Origin of the sequence: Bradyrhizobium sp. 142, from assembly GCF_023074015.1 — a bacterium.
Classification (GTDB): domain Bacteria; phylum Pseudomonadota; class Alphaproteobacteria; order Rhizobiales; family Xanthobacteraceae; genus Bradyrhizobium.
Genome location: NZ_JADPKQ010000524.1, coordinates 13342 through 34714 on the forward strand (window position 1 = coordinate 13342; position 21373 = coordinate 34714).

The following is a 21373-nucleotide window of genomic DNA, read 5'->3' on the forward strand; positions in this document are numbered from 1 at the left end:
GAGGAGCCCGCGACAAAATTGCAAAGCAAATTTTGTGCTGGTGCGACGAAGCAATCCAGAGTGTCTCCGCGGAGGGATTCTGGATTGCTTCGCTTCGCTCGCAATGACGGTATGGTGGCGGTGGTGATCGCCGTCTACGCCGCAACGACTTCCTGGCGCTGCTCGCCGAGACCTTCGATGCCGAGCGTGATGACGTCGCCGACATTGAGGAAGATCGGCGGCTTCATGCCGAGACCGACGCCGGGCGGGGTGCCCGTGGTGATGATGTCGCCGGGCAGCAGCGTCATGAACTGCGAGACATAGGAGATGCACTTCGCCATCGAAAAGATCATGGTCGTGGTCGAGCCGGTCTGGCGGCGCTGGCCGTTGACATCGAGCCACATCGACAGGTTCTGCACGTCCTTGATTTCGTCCTTGGTGGCGAGCCACGGGCCGAGCGGGCCGAAGGTGTCGTGCGACTTGCCCTTGGTCCACTGGCCCAGGCGCTCGGTCTGGAAATTGCGCTCGGAGACGTCGTTGCAGACGCAGTAGCCGGCAACGTAGTTCAGCGCGTCGGCTTCCGAGACGTATTTGGCGCGGGTGCCGATGATCGCGGCGATCTCGACCTCCCAGTCGAGCTTGGTCGAGCCGCGCGGCTTCTCGACCGCGTCATTAGGGCCGGACAGCGAGGTGTTGGCCTTCATGAAGATGATCGGCTCGGTCGGGATCGCAGCGCCGGTTTCCTTGGCGTGGTCGCTGTAGTTGAGGCCGATCGCCACGAATTTCGAGATGCCGGTAACGGGGGCGCCGAACCGCGGCTTGCCGGAGACGGCAGGCAGCGAGGCGGGATCGAGCGCCGCCAGCTTCGTCAGGGACTCAGGCGAATAGGCCTCGCCGGTCAGGTCCTTCACATGCGCCGACAGGTCGCGCAGCTGGCCGGATTTGTCGATCAGGCCGGGCTTTTCCGCACCCTTTTCGCCGTAACGAACAAGCTTCATTCTCGTTTCTCCCTCAAGATGGACTGATCGGTTGACCAGCTTCATGGAACAGCGCGGCGGGAAATTCAACCGGTCAAAGCGGGGCGCATTGCAGCCCTTCCTATGTGGGGTGGGTAAAGGCGCGAAGCGCCGTGCCCACCAACGTTGTGGCTAACGCGGCATGGTGGGCACGCTTCGCTTTGCCCCCTATGATTGCAGCGCCACAAACCTGAACGCGTCGCGGTCCCGCTTGATGTGCCCGGCCGAAAAATGGCCACCGATCACCAGCGTCGGCGTATCGGCAAAGCGACCGAACAATTCGCGCCGCGTCGCGGCCGATCGTCTCTGGTCGGAATCCGCCGTCGAGGACCAGGCCAGATGCGCCATCTGGCAGGGATGATGGGCGACGTCGCCGGTCAGAAGCCCCTGCTCGCCGTCCGACTGAATCAACACGCTCACGTGCCCGGGGCTGTGGCCCGGGGTCGGGATCATACTGACCTCTTCGCAGAGCCGATGGTCGTTCGGGATCAGGTCGGCGCGGTCGGCGTCCATGATCGGCTTTACCGAATCGTTGAACACAGCCTGCTTGTCCGGCTCGGTCGAATGGTCGCGCCAGTGCTCGTATTCGGTCTTGCCGAACACATAGCGCGCCTTGGGAAAGGTCGGCACCCATTTGCCGTCGACCAGCTTGGTGTTCCAGCCGACATGATCGACGTGAAGATGCGTGCACAGCACGGTGTCGATGCTGCCGGGAGCAAAGCCCGCCGCAATCATCATCTCCAAAAATGGCGTGGTGCGACTATTCCAGGTTGGGACGCTGCGGCCCTGCTTGTCGTTGCCGAGGCCCGTATCGACCACGATGCGCCGGGTCGGGGTTTCAACCACCAGCGAGTGGATCGACATTTTCAGCCGGCCTTCCTCGGTCGCAAAATGCGGTATCAGCCAGGGCAGCTTCCGGATCTCGTCGTTGCTCGCCAGGGGCAGGATGAAGCGGGTCGAGCCGACCGTCTCCAATTCCACCACCTTGGTGATTTTGACCCTGCCGACCGTCCATTGCATACGGCGTGCCCTCCTTGTTCTCGCTTTGGCGGCGAAAGATGCGGGTTTCCGCCAGCAAGCGCAATGGATCATCTGACGCGATGCGGCGTTATCGCGGGAACCCAGCGACAGCCAAAAGGCGCAGTCATGCCAGAGCTTGCAATTTCCGCCGAGAAGGTCGCCTTCATCATCGAAAAGGCGCGCGAATTCGACGTCAAGGAGACGGATACCGATCCGGATTCGGGCTCGAACCCGACCGATGACGATGCGGTCGACGTCCTGGAGGACAACGGCTCCGATCCGGTCCGCAACGAGCTCGGCGGCTTCATGATCGCCTTGAACGAGGACGAGCAGCTCGATCTCGTCGCGCTGACCTGGCTCGGTCGTGGTGATGGCACGATCGATGATTGGGACGATTTGCGCGCCCGTGCCGTGGAGGCACGGTCCGAGTATCGCAGCCCGCGCCGTGAAACGGTGCAATACCTGCTCGGCGAGCCGATGCTGGGCGATCTGCTCGCCGACGGGCTCGACGCATTCGGCATCGACTGGACCGACGAGCAGCTCACCGCCGATTCCTCTGATCCCAGCGAGCGGGACGAGAACGAGATCACCAAGCAGCGGTGATCATTCTCGCTCGTCCCACGTCGTCATGGCCGGGCTTGTCCCGGCCATCCACGTCGTGCCTCGTCGTCCAAAGAACGTCGATGCCCGGGCCTTCGCCTCGCCGAAGCGGCTTCGGCCGCGCAGGCGGGACAAGCCCGGGCATGACGAAGTCTCGAAGATTTTTTGCGTCGTGATGAATTTACAGCGTCCCGGGGAAGGCGCCACCGTCGAGCAAAAGGTTCTGCCCGGTGATGAAGCCGGCCTTGGCGCCGCACAGGAAGGCGCAGGCATAGCCGAACTCGTCGGGCTGGCCGAAGCGGCCGGCGGGGTTGAGCTTGGCGCGCTCAGTCAGGATCTGCTCCGGCGTGACACCGCGCTTGTCGGCTTCGGCCTTCGCGGTTCCGGTCAGGCGGTCGGTCTCGAACGGGCCGGGCAACAGGCCGTTGATGGTGACGTTGTTGATCACGGTCTTGCGCGAAAGGCCGGCGATGAAGCCGGTGAGGCCGGCGCGCGCGCCGTTGGAGAGGCCGAGAATGTCGATCGGCGCCTTCACCGCGGCCGAGGTGATGTTGACGATGCGGCCGAACTTGCGCGCCATCATGCCGTCCACGGTTGCCTTGATCAGTTCGATCGGCGTGAGCATGTTGGCGTCGATCGCCTTGATCCAGTCGTCGCGGGTCCAGTTGCGGAAATCGCCGGGCGGCGGCCCGCCGGCATTGTTGATCAGGATGTCCGGCTCGGGGCAGGCCTTCAGCACGGCCTCGCGCCCCGCCGGCGTCGTGATGTCGCCGACGATCTCGGTGACGGTCACGTTCGGATAGGCTTTGCGGATGTCGTCGGCGGTCTTCTTCAGGGCCTCAGCGCCGCGCGCGGTCAGCGTGACATGAACGCCTGCGTCGGCAAGCGAGATGGCGCAGGCACGGCCGAGGCCCTTGCTTGATGCGCAGACGATGGCGCGGCGACCCTTGATCCCAAGATCCACTGTTTCACTCCCGTAATATCAGGCAGGTTTTAGAGGGCGGCACTCTAGCCAACCTCGGCGCCGCTGATAAGCCACGGGCTCGCATCAAAATGCATGCGCGTCCGCGCGGCGATGCAAATGCGCCTGATCAGATCCGCCGCTCCTGCTTGAGGCGGTCGATCGCGGCCGCGGCCTCCGGCGGCAGCGACTTGAAGCCCATCTGGCCGGCCGCCGAGAACAGTGGTCGCAGCTGCGAGCCGGCGAGGAAGGGGGGCTGGCGATTGACCGGCACGATCTGATCGAACACCAGGACCAGCGTGGTGGCGACAAGACCGACCCTGATGGCGCCGAGCGCGGCGCCGCCGAGGCGATCGCCGATGCCGGCCTCGCCGATGGTGTCGTTCAGCGCCACGCGGCCGATGTGCCCGAACAGCATGCCGACGACCACGAAGATGCCGAAGAACCATATCCAGTTTTGCAGCAGCGGCGAATTCGGATTACCTGTGATCTGCGGCGCAATCAGCGGCATCAATGCGACCGCGATGGGCGCGGCGAGGAGATAAGCGAGGATGGTCATGGCGCTGCGGAGCAGGCCGGTCCTGAAACCGAAGCCGATCGCGAGCGCGAGCGCCGCATAGACCGCAAGATCGAAACTGTTCATGCACCAGACCTGCCATGGAACGAATGAACGCCGAACCGATCATTCCGGTTTCAGATCGTTAAAATCGTCTGTATTGATGGGCTCCAAATCTTCCGGAAACTCGCTCATGTCAGACCTGTTCGATGTCAGTAAAGAGACCATCCTCGTGACCGGGGCAAGCCAGGGGCTAGGGCGGCAATTTGCCCGGGTCCTGGCGTCGCATGGCGCAGCGGTTGCGCTCGCGGCGCGGCAAGTTGACAAGCTGAAGAGCCTTGAAGATGAGATCCGCGGCAAGGGCGGCCGCGCCGCCGCCGTCGCCCTCGACGTCACCGACACCGGCTCGATCGCCAGGGCTGTGGATGCCGCGGAAGCCGCGCTCGGCCAGGTCACGGTGCTGATCAACAATGCCGGCATCGCAATCGAAAAGCTTGCGACCGAGCAGACCGAGGCCGATTGGGATGCTGTGATCGGCGCCAATCTCAAGGGTGCGTATTTCCTCGCGACCGAAGTCGCGCGGCGCATGATCGCGCGCAAGCAGTCAGGCAACATCGTCAACATCGCCTCGGTGCTCGGCACCGGTGTCTTGAAGGCGGTCTCTCCTTACGCGATCTCCAAGGCCGGCATCATCCAGGCGACGAAAGCGATGGCGCTGGAGCTGGCCGGGCAAAACATCCGCATCAACGCGCTGGCGCCCGGCTATATCGACACCGAGATGAACCACGCGTTCTGGTCGACGCCATCAGGCGAGCGCCTGACCAAACGCATCCCCCAGCGCCGCGTCGGCGCCGAATCCGATCTCGACGGCGCCATCCTGCTGCTGGCCTCGCAGGCCTCGCGCTACATGACGGGCAGCGTGGTGACGGTGGATGGCGGGTTCTTGTTGAATTGATTTTTCTTCGCCTCTCCCCCTCGTGCGGCGTCGGTCGCCAGTTGTCGTTCCTGCGAATATTTTTTGTTGTTGTCGTCATTGCGAGCGAAGCGAAGCAATCCAGAATCCCTCCGCGGCGACAGTCTGGATTGCTTCGCTTCGCTCGCAATGACGGGTGTTGAGACGATTACGACATGAACCGCATCAGCTTCTCCAGCCGTGCGATCTTGCCGCCATAGGGCGGATAGAGGTCGGCGAGGCGGTTGAATTTGGAGCGGTAGAACACCGGCTTCAGCTTGCTGAACGTGCGAAAACCCCATTCGCCGTGATAGGCGCCGGTGCCGGATGCGCCGACGCCGCCCATCGGCTGATTGATTTGCGTGAAGTGAAACAGGCAATCATTGACGGTGACGCCGCCGGAGACGGTGCGTGACAGCACCTCGTCGCGCGCGTCGCGATCCTTGCCGAACCAGTACAGCGCCAGCGGCCGGTCGCGGGCGTTGACGAAGGCGATGGCCTCAGCTGGCTCCCGATATCCGAGCAGTGGCAGCGCCGGGCCAAAGATCTCCTCCTGCATGATCGCCATCGCTTCGGTCGCGCCAACGATCAGCGTCGGCGGGAATTTGCGGTGCGCCTTCCAGTTGGGATCGTCCGGCCTTGCCGGTTGCAGGATCCTTGCGCCGCGCTGCGCCGCATCCGCCACGAGGCCTTCGAGCCGCGCATAATGACGGTCGGAAATGATCGAAGTGTAATCCTTGTTGGCAGGATCGGTGCCGAACATGCGCCGCATCTGCGCGCGCACCTTCTCGGCGAAGGCCTGCAGCGAGCGCTCCGACACCAGCACATAATCCGGCGCGATGCAGGTCTGCCCGGCATTGAGCAGCTTGCCGTAAGCTATGCGCTCGGCCGCCTCCTCGAGATCGGCGGAGGCGTCGACGATCGCCGGCGACTTGCCGCCGAGCTCGAGCGTCACCGGCGTCAGATTGCGCCCCGCGGCCTCCGCGATCAGCCGCCCGGCCCGGGTCGAGCCGGTGAACACCAAATGATCGAACGGCAGGTGTGCGAAGGCTTTCGCGACCTCGTCCTCGATGCCGGTGACGAGCACCTCGGTTGCATCGAACTTTTGCGCGACCGTTTGCTTCAGCAGTGCCGAGAAGTGCGGCACCAGTTCGCTCGGTTTGATGACAATGCGGTTGCCGGCGGCGATGGCGCCGATCGCAGGCGCGAGCGTGAGCTGGAGCGGATAATTCCAGGGCGCGATGATGCCGACCACGCCGAGCGGCTGCGGCATCAGCCGGTTGCGCGCGGGCAGGAACTGCAGCGCGGTCGCCACGCGCTGCGGCGCCATCCAGGTCTTCAGGTGCTTGGTGGCATGTCGGATCTCAGAGAACAGCAGCATCGTCTCGGCGATGGTAGTCTCGACCGCCGAGCGATGGCCGAAATCTGCCGAGATCGCCTGCCGGAAGCGCTCCTCGTTGTCCGCGACCACGGCCCGCAGCCGCGCCAGCCGGTCGAGCCGCTCGGCTAAATCAGGCGCCGGTTCGGCCCGCGACCGCGCGAGCATGGCATGGAAGGCGTCCTCGAGTGCCCTCAGCGGAGCGCTCGTCGGGGATCGGTCCGAGGATGGCTCCAGGGATGGGTCCAAGCCGTTCCTCCCTAAAATGGCGTTTCGCCGCTGTTTTGTTGCCGCAAGCTGGCGCTTTGCGGAACTTCTGGCAAGGGCGCGCCAAATGGACCCGAATTCGGTCCATGCGTCTGTCATAAAGTCGAAAAAAACGTTCCCGCAGCCCTTTCCAAAGGCAGCCCGTGTTGATAGATACGCCCTGCACCCGACGGGCTTTGCCCGGGGTTGCCTTCCAAGGAAGCCTTTGGGACGGAAGAAGCAAGCCACGCGAGCAGCGTCGGCCCTCTATCCACCGTCCCCGGCATTTTTCGCGAAGGCAAAGCAACGGTTTAACGCGGGGTGGAGCAGCCCGGTAGCTCGTCAGGCTCATAACCTGAAGGTCATAGGTTCAAATCCTATCCCCGCAACCAAATTCGATACTAAAACCCAGCAATCAATGGATTGCTGGGTTTTGTTTTTTGAGGTCGAACTCTCGCACCAACAAGATCAATGGACTAGTTCAGTAGGTTCAACTCACCCGCAACCGATTTGCGCTCGGGATGGCCACGGTGAGCGAACGGCGGCCGTTGCGTACTCCTACGTCGATGGGGAGGAGCGTTCCGAGGAACGCTTGGCCTTAGTCATGGGAGCGTGCCGATTACTAAATAGCCAGCCGCGCATAAATTCCAGCGAGTTACGACCCGTGACGCAGCAATTGCGACACGCGTTCACCTCTGAGACCGTCTACACAGTTCGCTTTGCTGGAGTGATCTATGTCCTTCATGCCTTCCAAAAGAAGTCGAAGAAGGGGATTGAGACACCCAAGCACGACATCGAGGTAATCAGGACTCGGCTAAAGGCAGCCGAGGCCCATTACCAGGAGAACCGCGGAAAAGGAGGCAAAAAATGAGCAAGGCTATCAAGGCAACCGCCGGCAGCGATAACATCTTCGCTGACCTTGGCTTTGCCAACCCTGAAGAAGAGCTTCTCAAAGCCAAGCTTGTCCGTGAGCTTCGCGCGATCATCAAACGCCGTAGGCTTACTCAAGTGAAGGCCGCGGAGCTGCTTGGTCTTAAGCAGCCCGATGTGTCTGCGCTGTGACTGGCCGGGTTGGGAAGTTCTCGATTGATCGACTGGTTCGCTGCCTGGATCGACTCAACTATCGCGTAGACGTGGTTATCCGGCACAAGCCCGCACGTAGACCCAGTTCGCGTGTCGCGGCCTAAGAAGACATCCGATGGATGAGACAACGGCCTTTCGTATGCTCATTGAGCGTACGGACAATGCGCTCCAAAATCGAGGATTGTTAAAGGAGGGAAGGGGAGCAGCGATGGCCGACTGGGAGGGTGCAGCGGGCCATTTTGTTTGGGACCGGGAGCCGTCAGAATTTCGTAATCGCCTTCCCGTCCGCCCCGACCAAACTCGACGGCGCTTCCCCGAACACCAGCCCATCCGGCTGAAACTTGATCGTTGTCCCCGCCCTCGACGAACTCCGCAAAATTCCGCGGCGTCGCCGAATGCACGCCGTTGGTCAGGAAATCGTCGATCGCGTAGCAGGTGTCGGGCTTGCCGCCTGATCCTTCCGCCAAAAACTTCTGGAAGTTCTGGCTCGTCACCTTCGCCTTCTTGCGCGCCGACCAGTTGGTCTGGCGGCGGTAGAGCTTTGGCATGATCACCGGGCCCTTGTCGGAGGCGAGCACGTCGGTCTCGTTCTTTTTGGGTTCGCGCAGGTCGAAGTCGAAGGCCGGAACGGTCTTGGCGAGATGCTTCCAGACCGGCAGCTTGTTCGATCGCGCGGTCTTGGCAAGCGCGAGGAAGGCCTTGATCTCGTCGTCGTTCATCGAGGAGTAGAAGGTCGGATAGGCAAGGCCCTGCTCGACCAGCCAGCGGTTCAAGTCGACAGTCCTGCCGCCGACCGTCACCTCGATGTCGCCGACCAGCCGGCCATAGGTGTCGAACACCTCGTTCGGCGCATCGACATGGGTGAACACCCGACAGGCCAGCGTCGCCTCGCCGCTGCTGGCGAGGAAGTCATGCAGCGCCTTGCTCGAGGTCGCGCCGAGGAATTGCCGATAAGGATGCGTGACCTCGTGATAGGCCGCGCGCTTGGCGTCCGTCAGCCCCTTCTTCTCGGCGCCCGACAGCGGCGACGGCTGATAGTGCAACTCCGGCGCGTCGATGCCCTGGAGGCGAACGGTGAGCTTGCCGTTCTTGATCGGCGCCGTGTTGGTTCGCCCTTTGACCTTGGCATCGTTGAAGACACGGGTCGGCTGGGACGGCGAGGCGTCACTCTTGCGGAAGCGGATCGCGCTGGGCGCGACGTTCACCACGACCTTGGTGGTGTCGGCGTCCGATCGCCCCTCCGGCGAGAACTGGCCGACATCGATCGTGCCTTCGACCTCCAGCAGTGCCACGGGCATCGGCCGCTCCTGTCAAACGGGCGCGGCGGTCGCTTCCGGGGAGCGACTTACGCGCGCAGTTGCGGACAGCGGATCATCTTCGTGCGACAGGCCCATGACGTGGAGGTGCCGGTCGCACGCGACAGGGCAGGATCAATCCGTCGCGCAGAGCGAGGAGCGACGGACCGGCTCCGGATTCGGCTGAATCAGGATCTGTGCGGGCAGACCATCGTCAGATAGAGCAGCGTCGGCGCCTTGTCGTCGCCCTTCTTGTATTCCCACTCCAGCCGGATCTCGTGCCGGTGGGCATAGGCATCGCTTGCCTAGTGGGTGATGATGTTGGTCTTCATCGGGATCGGCGGCTCGGAGTTGAAGCATTTCCGGACGCAGGCATCGAGCAGATCGCATCGCGTCAGGGGGATGACGCCGGGCTCATCCTTGGACAATGGGATCGTGTTCGGCTGGGTGCTGAGGTCGACGCGCGCCCGGCCCTTCTCCTTGTGCCAGTACTTGGCGCTTCCCTGCGGCCACTGCGATGCCGGGGTCAAAATCAGGTGGTACTGGCCGTATTCCAACGTCGGCAGATCGATGTCGTCTGATGCCTTGAGCTTCGCGACGCTCTTTTTCATATTCGCCAGAGGATAGTAATTGCTGTTCATCAAATCTCGAAATGCCTTGCCGCTATATGTCAGTCCGGCCATCGTCTCTTTCCTCAATATCTCTGTTTGTCAAAACCTGTAGCCGCGTTGGCCGAAAATACGCGTCACGCTGCGGCCGATCACCCGATTTGGTGTGGCCTGACGGAATGCCGGTCTGGATCGCGCGCTGTCACGCAGAAATCGTGGCGATGCGGTCGCTCGATAACGATTCAGGGTTGGCCATGCTCGCAGAGATGCTTGGCCCTTCGACGGCAAATGTGGACTTGAAGAACCGGATCATTTCTCACACGGCCAATGTCCCGCTCTTCATCGAGGAAGTCTGCCGCAGTCTGAAGGACAGCGGCACGCTTCTGGGCCAATGGGGTGACCTGTCCCTTGTGCGGCCTGTTGACGAGCTCGGTATCCCGAGCAGCATCCAGGGCGTGATCGCAGCCCGGCTGGACCGGATCTCGCGGCAGGAACGCTCGCTTCTCCAGATCGCCGCCTCGCTTGGCCCTCGCGCGAACCAGGCCATGCTGCGCAAAGTGGCGGCGCTGCCGGAGGATGTCCTACAGAATTGTCTCGCTGCACTCGATCGGGCCGAGTTACTCGTCAGGATCGACAGTGAATTGGAGGACTCCCTCGAATTTCGACACGAAATGGTTCGACAGGTGACCTACGACTCGATGGTCGAAAAGGTGCGCGAGGGCATTCATGCCGCAATTCTAGCGGCCTTCGAGAGCGAAGAGATGTGGTCCGATGGCCCGGATACACTCTGCTATCATGCGACGCGTGCGAAGGAGTGGCAGAAGGCGTTTCACCACGGCAGGAGCGCCGCTCGAAAATGTCTGGCCCGCTCGGCATATGCCGATGCGGTCGATTACTTCGAGATCGCGATGGGCTCGCTCGACAAGTTGCCGGTGTCCCATTCGCGGGAAACGGATGCCATTGACCTGCGGATGGAGGCGCGCCTGGCGTTTGCGGGGTCTGGCCGCGTTGCCGAGGCCCTTGAGCTGGGAAAGGATGCCGAACGGCGCGCTCATGCCATCGGCGACATCGGACGCAAGGTAGCGGCGATGACCGTCAGAGCGGGTGCACAGAATTTCTATGGTACGCCCGTTGAAGCTGTCGCGATCGGCGAGGAAGTCGTTCGTCTCGCGGGAGAGTGGGGTGATCCCGGCTGGCGCAATCTCGCACAATACAGTCTGGGACAGGCCTATTTCCTTGCGGGCCGCTATCATGAATCTGAGAAGACATTGGCTGTTGCCCATGCCCATTTGACGGGTGCGGAGGCCGGCGCCCCGATTGGCACGACCCCCCGATCCCTGCTCCTGCTCTGCTGCATGATGAAGAGCTTCACCCACACCGTTATGGGCGGGCTCGATGTCGCCGAGCAGCTTCGGCAGCAGGCCGCCGCGATTGCGGAGGAGACGGGCCGTCCCTATGACCGCGTCGCGGCCGCCTATAGCGGCGGCTGGCTGATGCTTGGCCGCAACGATCCGGCGGCGGCCGCGGCGATTCTCGAGGAAGGTTTTGTCCTCGCGCAGAAGCATGGCATCCGGCTGTTCGTCCCCGTGCTCGCCTGCCATCTCGGCATCGCCTATCTGGAGCAGAGGCTGTTCGACCGGGCGCGCGGCATGCTTGGCGAAGCGCGCGAGGAGGCCAAGGCGGTCGGCTATACCTCGGCAGTGCTGCGCAGCTCGATCTACCTGGCGCTTGCCACCAACCGGCTCGGCGACGTCCAGGCCGCGCAGAACATGCTGCGCGAGGCGCGCAACACCGCCCGACAGCAGGGGTTTGCTGGCCTCGAGGCCGGCGAGGCCGTGGCGACGCCGCCGTCAAGCGACGAGAACAAGGCGGCTATTCTCGCTGCCCTGCGCGGCACCATCGCGATCGCATCCGAGAGTGGTGCGCTGCCGCTCAGGCAGAAGGCCGAGGCGATGTTGAGCGAGATGCTCGCCCGGGGCGATGAGCTGACCTGATCCTTCCCTCGGGTCCACCATTGTGCCGGCGCGGTCGATATGTCAGATAAATCTTGCAGGCAGCACAATGGCTTAGCTACTATGCATGGGGTTGTTCGCCCTTCTTAAAGGCCACGCCCGTTGTGCAGCGTAGAGAACGCCACGCTGATGCCGCCCGCTCTTGCCGTCCGCTCCGTGACAAAGCCTCTTGCACGCGGACAGAGGTCGGCTACCGTTGGCCTAGCCGCAGGGCCAGGTGACTTTTGATTCACATTTTTTAGCATCCGATTTTATCGGCGCCGCGACGCCGCGACGCCCACCGGAAGAGGCGGGGCCATGATTGCACGGGACGAGCAAGCTCTGTTGGCGCCAATCGAGCGCGATCTGCGGCTCGATCTGTTCCGCGGCATCGGGCTGTGGATGATCTTCCTCGACCACATCCCGCACGACGTCGTCGCCTGGCTGACGCTACGCAATTACGGCTTCAGCGATGCCGCCGAGTTCTTCGTCTTCATATCAGGCTATCTCGTCGGCTGGATCTACGGGCCGATCGTGGCGGGCGGCTGGTTTCTCGCGGCGCTCAAGCGGCTGTGGCGGCGCGCCGCCGAGATGTATGTCGCCCACATCATGCTGTTCCTTCTGTTCACGGCGCAGATCGCGCGCACCGCGCGCCGTTTCGACAATCCGATGTACGAGCACGAATTCAACGTGTTCAATTTCCTGTCGCATCCGGACGAGCTGATCGGGCAGGCGATCGTTTTGAAATACAAGCCGGTCAATCTCGACGTGCTGCCGCTCTACATCACGCTGGTGTTCGCCGCGCCCTTCATCGTCTGGTGCCTGGTGCGCCGGCCGAACCTGACCCTTGCGGCCTCCGCTGTGCTCTATGTGCTGGCGCGCTGGTTCAACTGGAATATCGCCTCCTATCCGCCCGGCACGACCTGGTACTTCAACCCGTACTGCTGGCAGCTGATGTTCGTGTTCGCGGCCTGGTGCGGTATCGGCCAGATCGACAAGGTGGCAAGATGGGTCTGGTCGAAGGCGACGATGGCGCTGGCCGCCGCCTGGCTCGCCTTCGCGCTTCTGATCGTGATGACCTGGCACGTCCCCGCCCTCGAGGCGCTGATCCCGAAATGGATGATCAAGGCGATCTACCCGATCGACAAGACCGATCTCGATATGCTGCGCTTCACCCACTTCCTGGCACTGGCGATCTGGATCACCCATTTCATCTCGCGCAAATGGCGGGCGCTGCACGGGCCCTGGCTGCGCCCTGTGATCCTCTGCGGCCAGCATTCGCTGCCGATCTTCTGCCTCGGCGTCTTCCTGTCGTTCTCGGCGCACTGGATCCTGACCCAGTACACCAAGGGCGTGTGGGAGCAGCTCGCCGTCTCCATCGCCGGCATCGTCATCATGATCGGAGCCGCGTGGCTGCTCGATCGCGCCAAGCGGGTGCCGAACCTGTTCGTCAAGGTGACGGAGGTCGAGGAGTCCGAGACCGCATCAGAAAGACTCCCGGCCGCGACCGCCGCGGCGGTGCCTGCGATCCGTTGAAATCACCGCGCCGCGCGCGTTCTCACGGAGAGGTCCATGTCCAGACGCTTGTTGACGATCGCCGGCACGCTCCTGTTCCTCGTCTGCGGTGCATCGGCGCAAACGGCGTCGCCCGAGGCGATCAATGCGGCGCGCAAGCTCGTCGTCACGCTGAAGATTGCGGACCAGTATCGTGCCCTGTTGCCACAACTGCTGCTCAAGCTCCGGCCCGTGGTCGCCCAGGACAGGCCGGAGATCGAGCGGGACTACGATGTAGTGACGGCGCCCGGGTCCGAGATCTATGCACCGTACGTCGCCTCGATGATCGATCAGATCGCGGCCCTCTACGCCGCGAACTTCACCCTCGACGAGCTGCGCCAGATGGAGGCGTTCTACGCCGGGCCTGTGGGACGGAAGTTTTTGGAGAAGTCGGACGCGCTGGCGCAAGCCAGCGCGCAGATCAGTCAGGACGTCAGCCAGAAGGCTGCCGACGAGCTGAAGCAGCGCCTGATCGAGGCCCTGCGCCAGAAGGGACACAAGCTCTGAGCGTTTCGGCGCTCAATGCGCCACGAACTCGAAGCGTCCGGTGATACGCCGGCGCTTCCTCGCCCGACCTGCGGGCCATCATTGGCTTGAGCCCTACGTTCCGGTCGTGCATCATCACCGGAAGCAAGAATTTCATGGGGAGAAATATGGCCGAGGACCTTACTCACACCATCGCGAAAGCCCGCGAGCATTCCATCGGCGATCTCCTGCGCCGCTCGGCAGGCCGCGAGCCGGACAAGCTCGCGGTGAGCTGCGGCAGCGCGAGCTGGAGCTTTGCCGAGCTCGACGCGATCTGCAACCGGCTTGGCCGTGGCCTGCTCAGCCTCGGCGTGAAGAAGGGCGACCGCCTCGCGGTGCTCTCGCGCAATTCGCATGCCTTCGCGGCGCTTCGCTTTGCGGTGGCGCGGATCGGCGCGGTGCTGGTGCCGATCAACTTCATGCTCAATCCGGATGAGGTCAATTTCATCCTGAAGAGCTCGGGCGCAAAGCTGCTCGCGGCTGGTCCAGATTTCGTCGAGGCGGCGCGTGCGGCAAGCGCCAGGGACTGCGCGGTCGAGAAGCTGATCTGGTTGCCGGGCGAGGATCCTGCGACGGCACCAGCGGACCTCACCACCTTCGACGACCTCCTGCATCCCGGCAGCTCGTTCCTGGACGCCTCCGTTGACAGCCGCGATCTCGCGCAGATCGTCTATACCAGTGGCACGGAGTCCCTCCCCAAGGGCGCGATGCTGACCCATGAAGCCGTGATGTGGCAGTATGTCAGCTGCATCATCGACGGCGGCATGAGCGTGGACGATAAGTTCCTGCACGCGCTGCCGCTCTATCACTGCGCGCAGCTCGACGTCTTCCTGGGTCCGCAAGTTTATCTCGGCGCCTCCGGCGTGATCACGGGCAAGCCGACCGCCGACAACATCCTGGCGCTGATCCAGGCGCACAAGATCACCTCGTTCTTCGCGCCGCCGACGATCTGGATCGCGATGCTGCGCTCGCCGAATTTCGACCAGAGCGATTTGTCGACATTGCAGAAGGGCTATTACGGCGCCTCGATCATGCCGGTGGAGGTGCTGCTGGAGCTCCAGCGCCGCCTGCCTAATGTCAAGTTCTGGAATTTCTACGGCCAGACCGAGATCGCCCCGCTCGCCACCGTGCTGCGGCCCGAGGACCAGCTGCGCAAGGCCGGCTCGGCCGGCAAGCCGGTGCTCAATGTCGAGACACGAGTGGTCAATACCTCGATGGAGGACGTCAAGGTCGGAGAAGTCGGCGAGATCGTGCACCGCTCGCCGCATCTGTTGTCAGGCTATTACAACGATCCCGTGAAGACCGCGGCGGCGTTCTCCGGCGGCTGGTTTCACTCCGGCGATCTTGCCACCGTCGATGCCGAAGGCCACATCACCGTGGTCGACCGCGTCAAGGACATGATCAAGACCGGCGGCGAGAACGTTGCGAGCCGTGAGGTCGAGGAGATGGTCTATCGCATCCCCGCGGTCTCGGAGGTTGCCGTGGTCGGCCTGCCCGATCCGCGCTGGATCGAGGCGGTCACCGCCATCGTCGTGGTCAAGAGCGGCGAGAAGCTGGACGAAGACTCCGTCATCAAGCACTGCGCCGGCCAGATGGCGCATTTCAAGGTGCCGAAGCGCGTGATTTTCGTCGACAGCCTGCCGAAGAACCCGAGCGGCAAGCTGCTCAAGCGCGAGCTGCGCCAGCGCTTCGTCGGCGGCGAGACGCTCGACAAGGCGATCCAGAAGAGTTTTGGCACGTGAGGCGCTGTTCTTCGCCTTGCCCCGCAAGAATGGGGAGAGGGAGAAAAGCCCCTCAATACTTCTTCACCGCAGCCCCGAACGCGAGCCATAGCGCCATCGACGCCAGCCCGAAGCTGCCGAGCAGCAGGAAGGTCGGGCCGTAGCCGATCCACTGGGCAATCCAGCCGCCGAGCGCGGCACTGAGGCTTGCGCCGACGCCCTGCACGGTGATCACGGCGCCCTGGCCGAGATTGATGCGGCCGGTGCCGTTGAGCGAGCGGGCGACCATGCCGGGGACGGCGACGGTCTGAAGTCCCGTGCCGATGCCGTCGAGCACCTGCATCGGCACGACGCCCCACCATCCCGTGAGGAAGAATGCGAGCACGCCGCGAATGGGCAGGAACATGAAAGAGACCAGGATCACCGGCCAGTAATTGCGCTTGCTCGCGACTTGCATCGCGATCAGCGAGGTCACGATCATCACGCCCTGGGCGATCACTATGGTGGTCGCAACGAAGCTCGGCCCATCGGCCTGGGCTTCGGCCACCGCCGCAAGCCCGTAGAGCGGCACGATCGCTGCGTTGCCGAGATGGAACAGGGCGAGTGCCAGCGCCAGGACGAGCAGCGGCTTGTGCTTGAGCAGCATCGTGAGCGCATCCGGCTGGCTGTCGGGATCATCCCCCTTGCTGCCGCGCGCGGCGCGGTCGTCGATCGCCTTCGCAGGGATCATGAGCACGCAGCCGATCGCGATGGCACCGAACAGCGCCGCCAGCACGAACACGGCGACGTAACCGAATTTATAGCCCAGATAGCCCGACACCGCTGCGCCGACCATGTTGCCGGCGTGGTTGAACGCCTGGTTGCGGCCGTTCAGCGCGTTGAATCCTTTCTGCTTCGCGATACCGAGCGTGATGCCGGTCACCGCCGGCACGATCGCGGCGCTCGCCAGCGATTGCGCAACCTGGGAAAAGGTGACGGCCCAGAAATTCTGCGAGATCAGGATGATCGCGGATGCCGCGACCACACAGATGCCGGGAATGACGACCCACAGCCGCTTGTTGCGGCTGGCATCGATGAAACCGCCGATCGGCGTCGTGATCAGCATGCCCGCAACATTGCCCACCGTCATCGCGGTGCCGATCAGCCCACTCGCCCAGCCGCGCTCCTGGAGAAAGACGCCGACGAACGGTCCGATGCCCGACTGCATGTCGGCCATGAAGAAGTTGAGAGCGAACAGGGGCCAGATACGGGACGAGGAGGGGAACCGCGATGTCATCTATACCAAAACGTGGTCTCAGCCGGGATTCGGCAGGTGGAACGTGTTCCTTTTAGCCAATCGTTCTGGCGTGGATAAGAGTGTAACGGGCGCTGATCGGGTTAGTTCCGGTTCTCGCACGGGTGGTTGGCCCTTGCGGTTATGGCGAGCAAGTCTTTATTGAAGCTGGATCGTCTCTCTTGGGAGCACGGCATGCCCCTCTGGACCTGCGAAACCTGCGGCGCGCAATTTCCGGCAAGCGGGGCGCCGCCGGCGTCCTGTCCGATTTGCGAGGATGAACGGCAGTTCGTGAACTGGAAGGGGCAGACCTTCCTTACACGCGAAGCGCTGACGGAAAGCCATCGCCTGGTGTGGCGCGACGAACTCGGCCTCGCCGGCCTTGCGCTCGAGCCAAGCTTTGCCATCGGCCAGCGCGCGTTGCTGGTGCCGCAGGCAGATGGCTGCGTGATGTGGGACTGCGTGCCGCTGGCGACGCCCGAGGCGGTTGCGCATATCCGTTCGCTCGGCGGCTTGAAGGCGATCGCGATCTCGCACCCACACTACTATGGCGCGCTCGCCGACTGGAGCGATGCCTTCGGCGGCATTCCGGTGTATCTCCATGCGGACGACCGCCGGTGGGTGACGCGGCCGCACGCCGCGATCGAGCACTGGACCGGTGACAGCCTTCGTATCTCCGACGATTTGCTGCTTCTGCGCACCGGCGGTCACTTCGCTGGCGCCACCATGCTGCATTGGTCGCGCGGTGCCGACGGCAAGGGCGCACTGCTCACCGGCGACATCGCGCAGGTGACAATGGACCGCCGTTTCGTCAGCTTCATGTATTCCTATCCGAACTACATGCCGCTCAATGCCCGCGCGGTGCGACGGATTGCCGACGCTGTCGCGCCGCTCGGCTTCGACCGCATCTACGGCGCGTGGTGGGGCCGCAACATCGACGCCAGCGCCAAGGCCGCGTTCGCGGCGTCCGTCGAGCGATATATCGCAGCCATCGCCTGAGCCACGGCTGGTTCAGATCCGCCTTGCCTTCATCTAATAACTGTACTATTGGTACAGTTATTAAGCGCGCCGGTACGTTTGCTGGGCTCGGCACGATCGATGCATCGTCAAACCAGCGGCGCGATCTGCGGCCGCGTGAGCGGGAGTTGGAGATGACGGCGCAGCGCGATGACGAGATATTCGAGGCAGGCGACGTCGCGCTCCAGTCCGGCACCGTCTTCCCTTCGCTGAAGCTCGCCTACAAGACCTACGGCACGCTGAGCCCGGCCAAGGACAATGTCATCCTCTATCCGACTTCGTTCAGTGCGCAGCACACCGACACCGAGTGGCTGATCCAGCCCGGCGGCGTGCTCGATCCCACGCGCTACTTCATCGTCATCCCGAACCTGCTCGGCAACGGCCTGTCTTCCTCGCCGTCTAATTCGAACGCGGCGTTTCCGAAAGTGACCTACCATGATGCCGTCGCCGTCCAGCACCGTCTGCTCATCGAACGTCTCGGTATCTCGAAGCTCGCGCTGGTCTATGGCTGGTCGATGGGCGGCATGCAGGCCTATCACTGGGCGGCCTGCTATCCGGATATGGTCGAGCGCGCGGCGGTGGTCTGCGGCAGCGCACGCTGCGCGCCCTACAACCACGTCTTCCTCGAAGGCGTCAAATCCGCACTGACAGCCGATCCCGCCTTCCGCGATGGCCGTTTCATCGAACAGCCAGTCGCGGGCTTCCGCGCGATGGGGCGTGTCTATGCCGGCTGGGCGATGTCGCACGGTTTTTATCGCGACGAGGTCTGGCGGGAAGCAGGCTTCACCTCGCTCGAGGATTATCTCGTCCGCTCCTGGGACGCGACCTTCGCGCGGCGCGATGCAAACGATCTGCTGGCGCAGATCGACATTTGGCAGAATGCAGACATCAGCCGCTGCGCCGCTTTCGGCGGCGATTTCGACCGAGCGCTCGGCGCGATCAAGGCGCACATACTGCTGATGCCGGGCGCGACCGATCGCTATTTCGACGTGCGCGACAACGAGGACGAGCTCGGCCGGCTCGTCAATGCAAGATCCGCCGCGCTGCGCCCGATCCCGTCCATGCATGGCCATCGTGCCGGAAATCCCGTCAACAATCCGCGCGATCACGCCTTCATCAAGGCCGAGATCGCAGAACTCCTTGGCAAGTCATGCAGGGCCCATCATGAGTGACGCGACCGTTTCGGAGACCGGCCATCGCCTGAAGCCACTGGCGCCGGCAATGCTGCGCGAATTATCGGTTCGCTCAAACCTCAAAGGCACCGCCCGCAGCGTGTGCCATTACGGCGTGGTCGTGCTGATCGGGACGCTGATCTGGAAGGTTACCTCGAGCTATGGCGTGCTCTGGGCGCTGCCGCTGATGGCGGTACAGGGCTATTTCGTCGCCTTCCTGTTCATGGCGGTGCACGAGACCGCGCACAAGACGGCGTTCAAGAGCCGTAGCCTCAATCTCGCCGTCGGCTATCTCTCGGGCTTCATCATCGGGTTGCCTTACGAATATTATTGCCTGTTCCACTGGGACCATCACCGCTACACCCAGGATCCGGACAAGGACCCGGAGCTCATCGTCGGCGTCAAGCCGGCATCCGACACGCAGCTCGCGATCGCCTATAGCGGTGTGCTTCAAGTTGCCGGTCGTCTCTGGCTGATGCTCGGCCACGCCATCAGCGGCAAGGTCACCGTGCCCTGGATTCCCGAGAACAAGCGTGCGGTCATCCTGACTGAGGCACGCGTCTATGCCGGATTCTATGTTGCGCTCTTTGCGCTCTCGCTGTGGTTCTCGTCAGCGCTGCTGCTCTGGGTCTGGATCATCCCGCTGGTCATCGGGCAATCCTTCCTGCGGCCCTATCTCTATGCCGAGCATACCGGCTGCGAGCGCACCCACAGCGCCTTCCAGAACACCCGCACCACCTATACCGGCGCGATCGTCAAATGGTTCGCGTGGAACATGCCCTATCACGTCGAGCACCACGCCTATCCCTCGATCCCTTTTCACGCGCTGCCGAAGCTGAACGAGATCGTCGACGGCGAGATCGTCTATCGCGGCCGTGGCTACATCGCGACCACACGCGAGATCTGGGCCTGGTTTCGCCGGCAGCGACAGCCCGGCTAGTCAATGCGAGTTCAGCGCGCAAAGCCCCGATCGTGGAGCGATCGGGGCTTTGTCGTGGACGCCTGATATCAGTAGATCCCGTACGCGCAGACGTTCACCACGCGCACGCGCAGGCCGTGGCGGGTCTGGACGACGCGCTCCTGGTAGCAGTTGTTGACGCCGGTGTTGACGTAGATGCCGCCAAAGCCCCAGCCTGGACCCCAGTGATGGTGGAAACCGTGGGCCGACGCGGCGGTGGGGGCGAGAGCGGCAACGCCGAGCGAGCCGGCGATCAGACCAAGTGCAAGCTTGCGAAACATCTTCATTCTCCAGTGTGGCACAGAGCCGTTGTTGTGTCCCTGCATCTCGGTCGAGCCGGAGCGCAGACGCGTTCAAGCCGCCCGGGGAGAATCGTGTTTCAGGATTGTTTCGTGGGCTGCGGCAGAATGCGCCGCCGCGAGGCTTTCCGCGCCGCCGGATCCGCGGTCTGCGACCATGCGCGATAGCGCGCGGCCATCGCCTGCGTCAGCTCCGCGATCTTCTCGCGGAGATCTGCAGGCTCCAGCACTTCGGCCTCGGGGCCGAGCCGCAGCAATTCGGCTGCGGCGTGCCACGACGTCTTGCCAGTCGGCACTCTGGCAATGCGCCAGCCATCCGCGTCGGCGGTCTTTTCAAGCTGCATGCGCGCCTTGACATAAGGCTGGCTCAGCGCATCGAGCAGCTTGACGCCGAACGGTGACAGCCGGACGATTGCGACATTGGGATGCATCTCGGCCTCGAGACGGAGCGTTGCTGCCTGCCAATAGGCGGCAAGATCGAAATCGACTGGACGATCGAACCGATCGTCCAACACCGTGCAGTCGAGCACGCGCGCGACGCGATAGGTCCGCACGCTGCCATCGACCTCGCCTGCGAGATACCAGCTGCCGCCCTTGAGCACGAGCCCGAGCGGCGCGACCTGGCGCTGCTTCTCCGATCGCCAGCTCTGGTAGCGGATCTTGATCAGCGTCCCGCGTAAAGCCGCGCCGGCGATCGCGCGCAAATGCTTTGGTTCTTCCGTCTCGCCGAACCAGCCCGGCGCATCCAGATGAAAACGCTCCTGCATCCGGCCGGCATCCTGGCGCAAATGGGCGGGCAGCGCAGCCATCATCTTGTTCTGCGCGGCGAGCATCGCCGCATCCAGTCCGAGCGCCGCGGCCGGGCCTGGCAATGCCGCGAGGAACAGCGCTTCCGCCTCACTCTGCGACAGCCCGTTCAGCCGCACCCGGTAGCCGTCGAGCAGCCGATAGCCGCCCTCCGCGCCGCGGTCGGCGTAGACGGGTACGCCGGACGCCGCGAGTGCGTCGATGTCGCGATAGATCGTGCGCACCGACACGTCGCAGGCCTCCGCGAGTTCAGGCGCGGTGACCTGCCCCCGCGCCTGGAGGGTGGTAAGGATCGACAGCATCCGGCTCGCACGCATGGTTCTTTAAACCATACCTGACAGGGGATGTCAGGTATGGTCCGC

19 protein-coding genes, 1 tRNA gene and 2 pseudogenes are annotated in these 21373 nt (G+C 63.3%); 12 read left to right on the forward strand and 10 right to left on the reverse strand.

Annotation, left to right across the window (positions count from 1 at the left end):
• Positions 1-134 precede the first annotated feature (134 nt).
• Together IVA82_RS46895 and IVA82_RS46900 are read right to left on the reverse strand one after the other, a co-directional pair.
• Entirely contained in the window at positions 135-977 is an 843-nt protein-coding gene (locus IVA82_RS46895) for a fumarylacetoacetate hydrolase family protein (protein ID WP_247384572.1), read from the reverse strand.
• A gap of 186 nt (positions 978-1163) precedes the next feature.
• Positions 1164-2015, reverse strand: a complete 852-nt coding sequence (locus IVA82_RS46900; protein WP_247384571.1) for an MBL fold metallo-hydrolase — start codon at positions 2013-2015, stop codon at positions 1164-1166.
• A gap of 126 nt (positions 2016-2141) precedes the next feature.
• Here IVA82_RS46900 and IVA82_RS46905 point away from each other — a divergent pair, with 126 nt between their 5' ends.
• Positions 2142-2618, forward strand: coding sequence for a DUF3775 domain-containing protein (locus IVA82_RS46905; protein ID WP_247384570.1), 477 nt, complete (start codon positions 2142-2144; stop codon positions 2616-2618).
• 178 nt (positions 2619-2796) lie between these two features.
• On the opposite strand, the gene IVA82_RS46910 is transcribed toward IVA82_RS46905, so the two are convergent.
• Both IVA82_RS46910 and IVA82_RS46915 read right to left on the reverse strand, forming a co-directional pair.
• On the reverse strand, positions 2797-3579 hold the full coding sequence (locus tag IVA82_RS46910) for an SDR family oxidoreductase (protein ID WP_247384569.1): 783 nt from the start codon (positions 3577-3579) through the stop codon (positions 2797-2799).
• Positions 3580-3706: 127 nt separating this feature from the next.
• Positions 3707-4219, reverse strand: a complete 513-nt coding sequence (locus IVA82_RS46915; protein ID WP_247384568.1) for a CvpA family protein — start codon at positions 4217-4219, stop codon at positions 3707-3709.
• Between the two features lie 106 nt (positions 4220-4325).
• On the opposite strand from IVA82_RS46915, the gene IVA82_RS46920 reads away from it, so the two are divergent.
• A complete protein-coding gene (locus IVA82_RS46920; RefSeq protein WP_247384567.1) occupies positions 4326-5087 on the forward strand; it encodes an SDR family oxidoreductase in 762 nt (253 codons plus the stop codon).
• 166 nt (positions 5088-5253) lie between these two features.
• Here the strand turns inward: IVA82_RS46920 and IVA82_RS46925 are convergent, their stop codons facing one another.
• Entirely contained in the window at positions 5254-6711 is a 1458-nt protein-coding gene (locus IVA82_RS46925; protein ID WP_247384566.1) for a coniferyl aldehyde dehydrogenase, read from the reverse strand.
• Positions 6712-7023: 312 nt separating this feature from the next.
• Between IVA82_RS46925 and IVA82_RS46930 the strand changes: the two genes are divergently transcribed.
• From IVA82_RS46930 to IVA82_RS46940, 3 genes and pseudogenes are all read left to right on the forward strand, one after another.
• Positions 7024-7100, forward strand: a tRNA-Met gene (locus IVA82_RS46930).
• Positions 7101-7411: 311 nt separating this feature from the next.
• Positions 7412-7579: pseudogene (locus IVA82_RS46935) on the forward strand (type II toxin-antitoxin system RelE/ParE family toxin); the annotation flags it as partial.
• Positions 7576-7770 carry an XRE family transcriptional regulator gene (locus tag IVA82_RS46940; protein ID WP_247383199.1) on the forward strand — a complete coding sequence of 65 codons (195 nt, stop codon included), beginning with the start codon at positions 7576-7578 and terminating at the stop codon, positions 7768-7770. The pseudogene IVA82_RS46935 and the gene IVA82_RS46940, both read left to right, overlap by 4 nt.
• 164 nt (positions 7771-7934) lie before the next feature.
• On the opposite strand, the gene IVA82_RS46945 is transcribed toward IVA82_RS46940, so the two are convergent.
• Complete coding sequence (locus IVA82_RS46945) at positions 7935-9089, reverse strand: thermonuclease family protein (protein WP_247383200.1); 1155 nt, start codon at positions 9087-9089, stop codon at positions 7935-7937.
• A 185-nt stretch (positions 9090-9274) separates the two neighbouring features.
• A pseudogene (locus IVA82_RS46950) lies at positions 9275-9769 on the reverse strand (hypothetical protein).
• 179 nt (positions 9770-9948) lie between these two features.
• On the opposite strand from IVA82_RS46950, the gene IVA82_RS46955 reads away from it, so the two are divergent.
• The 4 genes from IVA82_RS46955 (at position 9949) to IVA82_RS46970 (ending at position 15506) form a co-directional block, all read left to right on the forward strand.
• Complete coding sequence (locus IVA82_RS46955; RefSeq protein ID WP_247383224.1) at positions 9949-11688, forward strand: hypothetical protein; 1740 nt, start codon at positions 9949-9951, stop codon at positions 11686-11688.
• Positions 11689-12003: 315 nt separating this feature from the next.
• Positions 12004-13221, forward strand: coding sequence for an OpgC domain-containing protein (locus tag IVA82_RS46960; RefSeq protein ID WP_247383201.1), 1218 nt, complete (start codon positions 12004-12006; stop codon positions 13219-13221).
• 36 nt (positions 13222-13257) lie between these two features.
• A complete protein-coding gene (locus IVA82_RS46965) occupies positions 13258-13746 on the forward strand; it encodes a DUF2059 domain-containing protein (protein ID WP_247383202.1) in 489 nt (162 codons plus the stop codon).
• A gap of 146 nt (positions 13747-13892) precedes the next feature.
• Positions 13893-15506, forward strand: coding sequence for an acyl-CoA synthetase (locus IVA82_RS46970; RefSeq protein WP_247383203.1), 1614 nt, complete (start codon positions 13893-13895; stop codon positions 15504-15506).
• Positions 15507-15558: 52 nt separating this feature from the next.
• On the opposite strand, the gene IVA82_RS46975 is transcribed toward IVA82_RS46970, so the two are convergent.
• Positions 15559-16761 carry an MFS transporter gene (locus IVA82_RS46975; RefSeq protein ID WP_247383204.1) on the reverse strand — a complete coding sequence of 401 codons (1203 nt, stop codon included), beginning with the start codon at positions 16759-16761 and terminating at the stop codon, positions 15559-15561.
• A gap of 192 nt (positions 16762-16953) precedes the next feature.
• Here IVA82_RS46975 and IVA82_RS46980 point away from each other — a divergent pair, with 192 nt between their 5' ends.
• The 3 genes from IVA82_RS46980 (at position 16954) to IVA82_RS46990 (ending at position 19887) form a co-directional block, all read left to right on the forward strand.
• Positions 16954-17757: an MBL fold metallo-hydrolase gene (locus IVA82_RS46980; protein ID WP_247383205.1), complete on the forward strand. Its 804-nt coding sequence runs from the start codon at positions 16954-16956 to the stop codon at positions 17755-17757.
• A gap of 152 nt (positions 17758-17909) precedes the next feature.
• A complete protein-coding gene (locus tag IVA82_RS46985; protein ID WP_247383206.1) occupies positions 17910-18947 on the forward strand; it encodes an alpha/beta fold hydrolase in 1038 nt (345 codons plus the stop codon).
• A complete protein-coding gene (locus IVA82_RS46990) occupies positions 18940-19887 on the forward strand; it encodes a fatty acid desaturase (RefSeq protein WP_247383207.1) in 948 nt (315 codons plus the stop codon). Before IVA82_RS46985 ends, IVA82_RS46990 begins: the two co-directional genes overlap by 8 nt.
• 68 nt (positions 19888-19955) lie before the next feature.
• Here the strand turns inward: IVA82_RS46990 and IVA82_RS46995 are convergent, their stop codons facing one another.
• Positions 19956-20186 carry a hypothetical protein gene (locus IVA82_RS46995; RefSeq protein WP_247383208.1) on the reverse strand — a complete coding sequence of 77 codons (231 nt, stop codon included), beginning with the start codon at positions 20184-20186 and terminating at the stop codon, positions 19956-19958.
• A gap of 98 nt (positions 20187-20284) precedes the next feature.
• On the reverse strand, positions 20285-21328 hold the full coding sequence (locus IVA82_RS47000; protein WP_247383210.1) for a YafY family protein: 1044 nt from the start codon (positions 21326-21328) through the stop codon (positions 20285-20287).
• Positions 21329-21373: the final 45 nt, after the last annotated feature.